Origin of the sequence: Nocardia sp. NPDC049737 (assembly GCF_040674755.1) — a bacterium.
In the GTDB taxonomy this organism is placed as follows: domain Bacteria; phylum Actinomycetota; class Actinomycetes; order Mycobacteriales; family Mycobacteriaceae; genus Nocardia.
In genome coordinates, this window is record NZ_JBFANH010000073.1 from 1 (window position 1) to 12,185 (window position 12,185).

General features: G+C 67.4%; 5 protein-coding genes and 2 pseudogenes. 4 read left to right on the forward strand and 3 right to left on the reverse strand.

What is annotated here, in order from left to right:
- The 3 genes and pseudogenes from AB0J47_RS41655 to AB0J47_RS41665 form a co-directional block, all read right to left on the reverse strand.
- Window positions 1–5,325, reverse strand: a pseudogene (locus AB0J47_RS41655) (hypothetical protein); the annotation flags it as partial.
- Window positions 5,326–5,508: 183 nt separating this feature from the next.
- On the reverse strand, window positions 5,509–5,940 hold the full coding sequence (locus tag AB0J47_RS41660; protein ID WP_364360039.1) for a YbaB/EbfC family nucleoid-associated protein: 432 nt from the start codon (window positions 5,938–5,940) through the stop codon (window positions 5,509–5,511).
- A 43-nt stretch (window positions 5,941–5,983) separates the two neighbouring features.
- Entirely contained in the window at window positions 5,984–7,642 is a 1,659-nt protein-coding gene (locus AB0J47_RS41665; protein WP_364360042.1) for a hypothetical protein, read from the reverse strand.
- Window positions 7,643–7,828: 186 nt separating this feature from the next.
- Between AB0J47_RS41665 and AB0J47_RS41670 the strand changes: the two genes are divergently transcribed.
- From AB0J47_RS41670 to AB0J47_RS41685, 4 genes and pseudogenes are all read left to right on the forward strand, one after another.
- Window positions 7,829–9,757: a type VII secretion target gene (locus AB0J47_RS41670; RefSeq protein ID WP_364360046.1), complete on the forward strand. Its 1,929-nt coding sequence runs from the start codon at window positions 7,829–7,831 to the stop codon at window positions 9,755–9,757.
- Between the two features lie 48 nt (window positions 9,758–9,805).
- Window positions 9,806–10,090 (forward strand): annotated as a pseudogene (locus tag AB0J47_RS41675) (type VII secretion target); the annotation flags it as partial.
- A gap of 561 nt (window positions 10,091–10,651) precedes the next feature.
- Complete coding sequence (locus AB0J47_RS41680; protein WP_364360053.1) at window positions 10,652–11,740, forward strand: hypothetical protein; 1,089 nt, start codon at window positions 10,652–10,654, stop codon at window positions 11,738–11,740.
- A gap of 8 nt (window positions 11,741–11,748) precedes the next feature.
- On the forward strand, window positions 11,749–12,185 hold a 437-nt coding region (locus AB0J47_RS41685; RefSeq protein WP_364360050.1), incomplete at its 3' end, for a hypothetical protein.

Below are 12,185 nucleotides of genomic sequence, written 5' to 3' on the forward strand. Positions count from 1 at the left end.
CTCGGCTGTATCGGCCAGCAACGGCCTGCCGGACTTGCTGATTTTGTCGTCGAGCAGCGACTCTTGCCCTGCTGTGGCAGCGTTGAGTGTGCCACCGGACAATTCCTGTGGCATTTGATTGATGAAGTGTCTTCGGTTCGGGTCCTCCGACTGGGTTGTCGGGGGCGCGTGTGCCGACGGGCCGGGGGTATGGCTGCCGCCGCGAGCCAGTTGGTGTTGCGCGCCCGCCAGCTCTTGCAGCGGCGTGGCCAAGTCACGCAGATTCTTCTCGGCTTTGGTGAGCCGCGCCTGCGTCTCGGCGGTCGGCGCCGCCTGATGTTCGGCGGCGGCTTGGTGGTACTCGTTGACGTACTTGACAACGACCTGCTTGACCATCGGGTTGTTAGTGGGGGCGTAGAGGCCGTCGGTGGGTGCGGTGTAGTACTGGACACTGCCCGGTTCGCCGTTGCGGGCGGCGCGATTCTCGGCCTGGATATCGATATCGCGAGACAGTGCGGACCGGCCGGTGACCGCGACATGCAGGCCGCCGAGGTCGCGGGCTGCCCCGCTGATCGGGATGTCGACTCCGCGGGCGCCCTGCATATTGATGATCAGGACCTTGCCCTCTTGACCCGCCGCATCGAAGATCAGCTGCAGATTGTCCTCGGCGCTGGTGCCGTGCTCGAGGAACCACTTGGCGTCCACCGCGATGAATTCCACGTCGGGGTGATCGGTCTTCATGACGTTCGCCAGCGCTCCGACGAGGTCATTGCGATCACACAGAATCAGCTGTGGGCGCCCGGTTTTCTGCATCTCCTGGGTATCGGCGGCAACCTGCTTCAGCTTGGCTGTCTCATCCGCCGAGATCGTGTCCTGCCTGACCTCCAGCTTGGAGTCGGTGAAGCGGTCGATCTTGACGACATCGCCCATGCCGAACCGGCTTTTGAGGGTGCCCGCGGACCCTTCGGCGGTGCCCGACGCACCGGTTATCTGGTCGTAGTTCTCACTGCTGAAAAGTTTCTGTGCCGTAATGGATTTCGAGCTGTTCGGGTCGTTGCGGATGGCCAGCTCGTGCTTCGCTTCGATCGCCTGGGCCAGACCGCCGTTCCAACGACTCTCGCTGGAGGTTTCCGGATCGAACATCACCTTGTGGGTGGTCTGGTCGATGATGAATATCCGTTCCTGCCCGTCGATTTCGTGCCGGACATAGTGCACGTTCTCGACGTATTCCCATTTGGCGGAGGCCGCCATATTCAGTCGGCCCAGCTCGTCGTCGGTCAGTGCGCGGCCCAGCTGGCGTTCCAAGCTCTGGCGTCCGGTCTCGGTCAGATTCGCCGGTCCGCCGCGTTGGTCCGCGGTGCGGCCGAAATCGGATTCGGTCAGCACACCCCGGTCCAGGCATTCGCTCAGGAAGTCGCGGGCATCGGTGACCTGCGCGGCGACCTCGGTTTCGGCGAGTTGGCCCGCGCCGTCGGACAGGATGTACTGGGTGTCGGCGTGCACGAGCGCCTCGTCGATCTCGTCGATCGCGGCGCGCCGACCCGGCACCCAGTTATCGCGCAGCGCGGCGAAACCGACATCCTGCTGGGTACCGATGTAGATGGTCGGTTTGCCCGGCTCGGGGGGTGGTGGTGCGGTGTCCGGGTTCATGCGCACTACCTCGATACCGAGCGGGCCCAGAACCTCTTTGTATCGAACGAATTCGCGGTTGGCGAGGTTATCGCGAGTGGTGATCACCTGCACCGCACCGTGTTCCATGGCATCACGGGCCGCGTGTGCCAGGAAGACCAGCGACTTGCCCTCACCGGCGTCCATATTCACCGGGCCATCCCGCATCGCCAGCATGGCGGCGACCTGGGTCCAGCGCAGCACCTTGTTCTCGCCACGGCGGATGGTCTCGATCAATGCGGCCGTCACCTCGGCCTGGTCACCGCTGCGCAACATCTCCACCAAGGTTTCCTCGGAGGCGTTCACCAAGCGCTGTTCTTCCGGCAGATCCGGTGAGCAGCGATCCGCGTAGTCCTGTAGGGCGTCCTCGGCGGTCTGTCGTCCCGCAGATGGTTCGGCCGCATTCGCTTCGGCAGTGCTTTGTGTAGTCGAACCGCTATCCGCGTCGGCGGCCGCGGAGTGCGGCCGTGCGCCATCGGTCGCTTCGGGTGCGGTGGTGTGATCCTCGTCGGGCGTCCGATTGTGTTGGGGTGCTGGTTCGTCGGTGTTGGTGTGGGTGTTGGCGGGATCGTTGTCGGCGGGGTGCGCAGGCGTGCCGTCGCTTGGTTCGGATGCCGTTGGTTGTTTGCCTGTGGCGTGGGCCTCGTCGGGGCGCGGATTGTGTTGGACCGCTGGTTCGTCGGTGTTGGTATGCGTGTTGACGGGATCGTTGTCGGCGGGGTGCGCAGGCGTGCCGTCGCTTGGTTCGGATGCCGTTGGTTGTTTGCCTGTGGCGCCGGCCTCGTCGGGGCGCGGATTGTGTTGGACCGCTGGTTCGTCGGTGTTGGTGTGGGTGTTGGCGGGATCGTTTTCAGCGGGGTGCGGCCGTGCGCCGTCGACTGGTCCGGGTTCGGCCGGGTGCTGTCCGATCGATGCGGGCGCATCGTCGGGCGCGTGATCGTACTGTTGAGCCGGTTGTTCGCCGACCGGTTCGTCGAGATGGACGCTGGCCGGGGTGTCGTCGGCGGGATGAGGGGGCGGCTGCTGCCCACTCGTCGCCCTATCGATGGGGTCGGGCCGCACCTCGGGGGTCGCGATGCGGTCGGGCCGCACCTCGGGGGTCGCGGTGTGGTCGGAAATGGTGGTGGGGTCGTGGGTGGTGCCGGAGTGCACCGAGGTTGCTGTGAGGTCGGCCTCGGCCGTGACCCCGGGCTTGTTCGCCGGCGAATCGGCGGGTCGCGGTACCAGCGAGCCGGCCTCGTCCGGACCGAGGGCATTGACGAGGACCGGGGTCTGCTGGTCCTGTGGCACCGGTGCGGCCAGATCCGGTGGTGGGGAGCTGGTCTCGGGAGCCACCACCCGGCGGCGACCGCCCCGTCGCGGTGCGCCCCCTTCCGGACCGGGTTGACGGTCCCGACCTCGCTGCTGCGGCCCTGCCGGATTGTCCTGGCGGGCCCGGGCCGGGCGGCCGTCGGCGGGATGCGCGGCCGCCGCATCGGCCGGGCGAGCGGCGGCGGGCGCCGCCGCGGCGTCGGTGGGGCGAGCGGCGGTCGGCGCTGCCGCGGTCGCAACTGGTTGCGGTTGTTCACTATCGGTATCGGCGGGGTGCGGTCGTGGACCGTCAGCGGTGTCGGAATCGGCGGCATGCGGTCGTGGACCGCCGACCATTTCGGAGTCGGCCGGGTTGGGTCCGCCGGATGCGGAAGATTCATCCGGTGCCGGACCGTCCTGAGCGTCTGGCAGGGCCTCCGGTTCGTCGGAAGGTGTGCGCACATCGGCCGGTTTGTCGTCGGCGGGATGTGGCCGGGCGCCGTCGACCCCATCGGTGTCGGCAGGGTGCTGACCCCCGGATGCGGCGGCATCATCGGGGGTGGGACCGCCCCGCTGAGCCGGATGTGGGCTCGCTGGTTCGTCCGCGTTGGTGCGGGCACCGCCCGGCTGGCCATCGGCGGGGTGCGATACCGGAGCAGGCGCGGGTTCCTGCACTGAGCTGGGGCCGACCGCGACGGGCCGCTCCGAGGTGACTGGCTCCTTCGGCGCGGGATCTGGCTGCCGAATCGGTTGCGGGGTCGGCTCGTCAGCGCGTTGGCGTGCGTTGGTCGGCTCGTCGGGGCGTTGGCGTGCGTGGGGCGCTTCGTTGTCCGCGGGGTGCGGACGCTGGCCGCCCGCTGCTGTCTCGTCGGGGTGTTGCCGGGCGTTGACCGCCTCCTTGTCGCCGGGATGCGAACTCGGCCGCTGATCAGTCGCTGCCGGATCGGCGGCGCGCGGGCGCGGGCTGCCGTCAGCGCCATGATGCGCCGGGCCGTCGCCGGCTTGGGGATTGCCCGGTTGTCCTGGCGCGCCTTGGGATTGGGTAATTATCGGGGGCGTACCAGAAACGTGCGGTGCGTACAGTGTCTGCAGCCGCGGTGCCTCGTTCGCCACCACTACCGCGTCGGGGTGCTGGACTTGCTCGACACGGGCGTTGTTGACGGCATCGGGAAGCGGACTCTGCGAATCCTTGGGCTTCCAGATGCTGATGTTGTAGTCCTCGCGGATGAACGGCGCCGGTGCCGTGTTGAAGTCGTTCGCCGGTTGCCGCAGCCGTGTGACGAGTTGGTTGAGCTGCTGTTGCTGGGATCCGGCCGGGTCGGCCGGGTTGAAGTCGCGGGTGAGGATGCCGTGCTCGGCGAGTGCGTCGACTAGTGCCTGGGTGAGCGGACGTTGACCGGTACCGGTGTTGGCCTCGGGGGCGACGGGCGCGGTGACCTCGGGTACCGCGGTCTCCGGAGTCTTTGTGGCGGTGCGGATTTCGCTGGCGCCGTGGGCGGCGGCGCCGAGGAATCCGCCGGTGACGGCGGGGAGCAGGCCCTCGGTGAGGGCTTTGGTGGTGAAGGGTTGACCGGACAGCAGGATGGAGGTGAGGGCGCCGAGGATGCCGCCGGCGAGGCCGCCGGTGGCGCCGACGAGGGAGGTGCCGGTGAGTTGGAATCCCACGCGTGCGGCGGTGCTGGTGGCTGCTTCGGCGCGGGAAACGGTGTTGGGGATGATCCAACGCCCACCCACCCAGGATCCGGCGACGGCTCCGGCGCCACCACCGACACCGCCGGCGGCGGCGGCGATTCCGACCGTTTTCCAGTCCATCGACTCACGGTTACCGGCGACGATTTGTCCGGCTTGCACGGCGGCGGAGATGCCGCCGACTTGGGTGGCGCCCCAGAACATGGCTTTGCCGGCCAGGACGATGGTGCCGCGTTGGGTGGCGTATTTGGAGGTTTGCCCCGCTAGGAAGATCAGGAACCGGCGTTTGGCGACCTGACAGGCGGTGTCGGTGGCCATGGAATCGATACGGAACTCCAGGGCCGCGCCGGCCGGGGAGAACATCAGCGCGGCACGGGACAGTTGCCACGCCAGGACCGTCGCGAAACCGATGACGGTCCATTTCTGCTCTTCGATGCTGTTGGCGGCCTCGTAGAGTTGTTCGACCACAGTGTCGATGAACTCGGCCTGGGCGCGGAACTTCTCGGCCAAGTCGCGGAAGTTTTGGGTGATGGCGGTGCCGGTGGCGCCGCGCAACTCGTTTGCGATGCGTGCGGCCAGGGTGTCGTGGTGTTCGGCGTGGCCGCGACATTCTTCGGCCTTGTCCGACCAGTAGTCCGCCGCGCGGCGGGTGGCGGTTTCATCACCGCGGGGGAAATGTCCGGCGACACAGTCGATCACCGGTGGAGGCAACCCCGGCGGAAGAGTCAGCGTCATCTATGGCCTGACCCCGTCACACCCCGTACGGCCAGGAAACTCCCGCCCTCTCCACCAGCAAACGATCCAGCACGCCTAATTTTGACCCATTCCGGCGTGAGTTCCCATAATTGGGGACAGTGCTGCGCCGACCGTGCGCGGCGATCCTCACTCCGCTCTATTCTCCTCGCCACGGAAAAAGGCACGGATCTCGCGTAGGTTCGGCGCCTCGTCGGCAATATCGGAAAGGTCCGGCATGTTATCGAGTTCGGTGCCGACCGGAGCGGTCAGCGCCGTGTGCTGTTCACCGGCCCGACCGACTGCCTCCTGGACCGCCGCAAGGATGGTGCGGGCGAGCTGGTCAGGTGCCTTGCGCAGTGCGGCCGGAGTCAGAGAGAGATCGGTGAGCACGCCGTTGGCATCGACGACCACCTCCACCGACTGATCCGGTGAGTTCGCTTGTACGCGAACTGCTTCCAGTTGCCGGAACATCTCGCTGACCCGAGGTTGCTGCTGCTCGTAGGTGTCGAGGAGGTCCTCGATCTGGTTACGCAATCCGCTATTGGCCGATCGCAGGCCTTCCCGCTTCCATCGGTCCACGCCATCTCCTTATCTGAACATCGGTACTGCCAGTTGTGGTCCATCACTCGTCGAAGATGGACGCCTTCGCCATCGTCACCAGCAGCCGATGCAAGGTCTTCGCGGGTCCGCTCGCCGCCTCGCCATCCAACTCGACGGCGGTGAAAGCGTCTGCGAGCGCTACGGAAGGCGCGAATACACCATTGCGGAAACTGTTATCGCCCAACGCGCTACGCCACAGCTTGTAGCCGGTGACCACACGTGCCAGCGTGTCGCCTTTGGCACCGTGCACACGCAGATACTCGGTGATCAGCGTGCGCTGCGCCTCAACGCGCGCACGGAATCCGCCGCTGACATCCAGCACACCGCCGAGGGCGCGCACCATCGTCGCGTACATCGGTCGTTCCGGTTGGTCGACTTTCGGCGATCGTGGTGCCGTGACGCCCGGCAGGTGCGAATTCGCGGTGGTCACTCGGTCCAGCACGATCCACGGTGCCGGATCATCGGATTCCACTGTTGTGTTTCGATTCTCGACACGTGACGCGGCGCCGGCCAGATCGGTGATCTCGATCCCGTGCAGCGGCACGGTGTATCGCTGCAGCACCGCGTCGAGGGCGGCGGCCATCTCGCGCATCGTTTTCTCGTGGATTCCCGCTGTCTCGAAGCCGCGTATCTCGAGATTGTGCCGGGCGGCCATCTCAGTGGCGATCCGCATCGCCTCGCTATCTGTTTCAGCCCGCCGCGCCACTGCCCGCTGTGGTGCGGTCCGCTTCTGCTTGCCCTTTTTCGCCGCATCCTTCTCGGTACTCGGGCGACCACCCGGGCGGGGCGGGGAAACCCGCGGTGGCGCGCCGTTCGACGGGCTAGAGGTCGGGGACGACGCGGCCGGGGACGGCGCGGCCGGAGACTTCGACCATGGCGTGTTCGTCGGATTTCCCGACCAGGGTGTGCCCGCGGTGCGCGCGGCCGAGCCGGACTCCTTGGCCGATACCGGATTCGTTCGCGCGCCGGCGCTCGCGGCGGCAGCATTTGTGGCTGGGGCTGCGCTGGTGCTGCCTGGCGCGGCGGTAGTGCCGGTGGATTCCGAATCACTCGCGGGCTCCTGCGAGCCATCGGTCCCACCGTCTCCATTCATGTCCGCGTTACGCCCGTCGTTATCGGCCGGTGAATCCGACTGCGGCGTCGCGGAATTCTCGGACGGGGACTGCGCCGACGGTGCCTGGGCGGATGGGGACTGCGCGGACTCGTGCTGCGCGGCCGGGGCGTCGACCGTTGGACGATCGGTTGTGGTCGAGTCGGGATTCGATACCGGTATCGATCCTTGCGATGTCGGCTGGACGGTCGGTGTCGAAATCGGCGTTCGATATCCACCCGTCCCGGATCCGTCGAGATCTGTGGCGAGTGTGGTCGGATTCGCGTTGCCGACGTGCTTGGCGGCGCCGAGGTCCTGCTGGGCGAGGGTCTCGGCGGCGCTGGCGAGTTGGCTCTGTATCGCCCGCACCGCTTCGGCCAGATTCTGCATACCTTCCATGGCACGGTCCGCGCCGGGCACATACGACTCCGCGATCATCTTTCCGGGATCGTCGTCACCCCAGAACTCGCCTTCACGGGCGAGATCGGCTTTCAGGTCGGCCACCATCCGTGCGACCTCGTCGGCGACCCCATCGAGATGTGCCGAGGAGGTGCGCATGGCGTCGAGATCGGCCCATAGCGATTCGGCCATGTCGATCTCCTAGGTGTGCTCATGCCGATCGGGCCCGCGCAAACGGCTTCGCGCGCGAGATATCCGAATCCATTCGGCCGTCCATTGTCCGAATTTTCCCAGTGCTAGGACCTCCTCCGACATCCCCAACCGTGGGAAGGATCGACAATGGTGGGCGTCGGGTGGCGGGAAAGGATCTGATCGCATATGCCGGACGGCAGTATGGAAATCGACCCTCAGGTGTTGTACGACCTGGCGAATCAGCACGACCGGGTCCACGACGATACGATCGAATGGGCCAAGAAGCCCGATACGTGGTTGAAGACGTTTCCGGACAGCTACGGCGCGATCGCCCACCCGGTCCATAAAGCCCTGGAAGCGTACTACGACGCGCGTGAGCGCGCCGGTCTCGCGCTGGCGCGCGAGCACAAGCAGACCGCTGACGATTTGCGCAAGGCCGCTCGAGAGTTCGAACAAGCCGACCTCGACGGCGGCGCGGGTGTCCGCCGGATCATGAACGGCCCCGATTCGCACGGGCTGCCGCAAACCTCGCCGTCGCTGCCGAACGGCGCCTCGCCGAACGGTCACTCGCCCGTCAACACCAGCCCGTCCGATAACGTGCCGGGCGGTACTCAGCAGCCTGGTTCGACTCCCGCTTCGGACGACTCTCCGGTCGGTGTCGGGCCCGCCACCAGCGCCCCGACGACGAACGGTGCGGCACCGACCGGGCCCGACGGGACGGGTGTGTCGACGCCGACGTCGGGCACTGTGCCGCCTGGTGGCCCTGGCGGTGGCCCCGGTGGCGGACCTTCCGGTCCGTCCGGTCCGACGGTGACACCGCCCGGCGGCGTCGTGTCGTCGGTCTCCGCGGGACCCGGCGGTGGACCTTCCGGCCCCGGTCCGGACGACCGGACGTCGGACCGTTCGTCCGGTGTCAGCGCGGCGGGCGATCTGCCGCCCGTACCGATGGCGACGCCGTTCGCGTCGGCCGTCGCCGCCGCGAAGGATAAGGAGGCCGCACCGGCATACGTGGTCGGCGATGCCGTCAACAACGACCTGGTGGTTGCGCGCACCCTCCTCGGCGCCGTGCTGGCGGCGGTGGACTCGTCGGTGCTCGGCCTGCACTGGGCCGTGGCGGTGATGCGCGGTCCGGGTGGTGTGGGGGTATTCATCACCTCCAACGAGGGCCGCGGCTGGTTCCCCGCAGGGCTGTATCTACCGCGCGAAGTGTCCACGCCATGGTTGTGGGACGAAATGCTCGGCGCCGGTTCCGCGGAGGCGGCATCGCCATGGGAGGGCGTATCCGACCCGGCGCGCGTCCTGGTGGAATTCGGGCTGGCGTGGGGCGCGAAGGCTGGAGCCTCGCTCTCCGCGGTGGTGTCGTCCGGATCGATCGATTCCGGCCTGCGGGCACGGTTCAACGATGTCGCGATGGAGGGCATGGTCGCACCGTCCTATGACGTCGATCTGCGGGTGGCCACCCCCGACACCGCCGATCGGCTCGGACTCGCAGGCTCCGTCGAGGCGCTGGAGCAGATCGCGGCCGTGCCGGATTCGGCTCTGCGCGCACGCTGCGTCGAATTGGCGGCGGACGCGCACGCGAAGGTCGGCCGGATCCGCGACCTCCCCGCGGACGGCGCGGTCGCACGTGGGGTGCGGGACCGCATTCTGGCCGCGGTCCAGTCCGGCCGCGATATTCCGAGATCCTGGTGGGACGAACTGCGCGACGCCGACGATCTGCTCGCGGCCTCGATCATGCCGCGCCGGGTCGATGTCGGCCGGGTCGAGCCCGGGGACCTGCGGGTCGACGACGCGGACGGCGGATTGCGCACGTTGGTATTCGAGCGGCGGTGCAACGAGTTGGTCCTGTTGTTGGCCGAGGAAACCACTCGTCAGCAGTTGCGCGACGCGGTGTACGCACATGAGCAAATCGTGAAACATCCACGATTCGTCGAGGTTCCGGCGGCGGTTTCGACGGCGGTGGACGAGGTTGTCGCTCGGCCGGTGGGCGCCGGACAGGTCTCGGCGCCCGGCGTCACGGCCCCGGGCGTGACCGCCGGTCCGCCCGCGGGTGTGGTAGCCCCGCCGTCCTCGTCTCGCCCCGTTGATCGTCCCGATGCGACGGACCCGGCGTAAAGGGGCGCGATGAAGATCTGGCCTCACCGGGACAGGGCGGCCTGACCGATGTCGGACATTTTGGATTTGGATCCCGATGCGCTCCGCAGGCTGGCCGCTGGCCATGACGAGGCCGAGAAGCGAGCGCGGCATTGGGCACGGCAGCCGTCGGACTGGCTGAAAAAGTTCGGCTCCAGCAACGGCCCGATCGCTGCGCAGGTGCACAGCGCGATAGAGGGGTATTACGGGGCCCGCGAACGCGCCGGCAACGCGATGGCCGACAAGCACCACCGCGCCGCGCGAGACCTGCGTGCGGCCGCCGACGAGATGGAGCGCGCCGACGGTCACGGCGGTCGGCAGATTCGCCAGGTAGGAGGTAATCCTGGTACCGACGGGCCGTCCCCGGTTCCCGGCCCGGTCGTAGCTCCGCCCGGTCCCAGCTCGCCCGGCCCGAGTTCCCCTCCGCCCGGCCCGAGCGGGCCGCCGGGAGGGAACCGGACATATCCCAGCGCTCCGATAACCGACCCCGGCCTGCCTGGGCCCGGTGCCCCAGTTCCACCGGTGACGGGGCCGGCCACCACGCCCCTCCCCGCCGCGGCGGCACCACCCGGCGCGATCCCACCTGGTCCGGCCCCGATTTCAACCGCCGCAGCGGTGGCACCACCGGGTGGCGGGCCATCTGGCCCCGGTGGGGGACCGGCTGGTCCGGGTGGTGGGCCATCCGGTCCCGGTGGTGGACCGCCCGGTCCGATCGGTGGACCGTCCGGCCACGGGCCTGGTCCGTCTGGTCCGGTTGGCGGGAATTCGGCGCCGATGTCGTCGGGCGCTACTGGCGCAGCACCACGATCCGGCGCGGTAATACCCCCCGCCGCAGCAATGGTTGCGCCGCGGAAAAGCACCGCCAACCCTGCTCACGTGGTCGGCGAACCGGTATACGACGATCTGCTGGTCGCCCGCACTCTGTTGGCTTCTGTGCTGGGCTCGGTGGACTCGGAGGTGGCCGGGGCGGCGTGGGCGGTGGCGGCGCTGCGCGGCCCGTCCGGCGCGGGCCTGTTCATCACCACCAACGAGGGCCGCGGGTGGCTGCCAGCGGGCATACACTTGCCGCGCGCGGTGTCCACCCCGTGGCTCTGGGATCGCATGCTCGATGACGGCACCGGCAGCCCGTCCGCAGCATGGGAGGGGATCGCCGATCCGGCCCGGGTATTGGTGGAGTTCGGTCGGGTGTGGGGGCCGAAGGCCGGTGTAGCGCTCACGGCGCTGGTGGCGTCCGGTCCGATCGATCCCGGACTGCGCGCTCAGCTCGACAACGTGGCCACCGAGGGGATGGTAGAGCCCGCCTATGACGTCGACCTGCGGGCGCCCACATCCGACACTGCCGACCGACTCGGGCTGACCGGATCCGTCGGTGCGATGGAACACGTTGCCACCGTTCCCGATACGCAGCAGTGGGGCCGCTGCCTGGAACTGGCCGCTGACGCGCACATGCGTCTCGCCCGCACCGGGCGCGCTCCGGCCGAAGCGATCGAAGTTACGCAGTTGCGCGACCGAATCCTGACGAATCTGCAAGCCGGGCAGCAGATTCCGCGGCAATGGTGGCACGACCTGCGCGACGCCGACGATCGGCTCGCTGACACTCTGTCGGCGCGCAGCCTCGATGTCGCCCGCATCGGACTCGGGGATCTGCGTGTCGATGCCGGCGCGGATGCTCTGCGGACCCTCGTCTTCCAGCGCCGCTGCACCGAACTGATACTGCTGCTGGACGGTGAACCCGGCCAGCAACAACTGCGGGACTCGGTCTACGCATACGAGCAGGTTGTGCAACATCCGGCATTCACGGATGCGCCGGCGGCCGTGACGGCGCCGGAGCGGGCTCAGGTTCGGGGTGTGGCGGGGACACACGTCACGGTTGCGGCTGATCGTTCGCCCATCGCTTCCGAGCGGGTGCCTGCGGTACCGCCAGTCGATTCGGAGCGTTTGTCCGATACTAATCTGCGTGGCTGAGAGGTGAAATGAGCGCTGGGTCATTCTATCAGTACACCAAGGATAAAGGGTGGGTCCTAGTCGATGGCACCGGTAGTACACCGGAGAAGGCGGGGTACTACTACGCTGAAGACGGCGCCGGAAATCTGCAGCCCTACTATTGCAAGGGCGGTGGTGATTATCGAGCAATAAATTATAAAGACAAAAATGTCATAGACGCCGATGGAAACCTCTACTCTTACAAGGGAGACAATCTCGATGTAAGCCACTCTGACGTATCCGACAAATCTAGTGGTAACATCTCGAATGTAAAAGTCGATGGGTTCGATCCGCCGAAACCGGCAGACAGTAACCCAAGCCCCAAAACCGAGGACAAATTACCGGCTCTTAAAGACCGTCGTGATGATCGGTTGGAGCCTGGGGAGAAGCTGGCTGCGCCGGGGTCCAAAGAGGTCACCGATGGTGA

Excerpts from the sequence above, each read along its gene's own strand:
- AB0J47_RS41665 (WP_364360042.1), bottom strand. The coding sequence starts at position 7,642 with ATGGCCGAATCGCTATGGGCCGATCTCGACGCCATGCGCACCTCCTCG.
- AB0J47_RS41670 (WP_364360046.1), top strand. The coding sequence starts at position 7,829 with ATGCCGGACGGCAGTATGGAAATCGACCCTCAGGTGTTGTACGACCTG.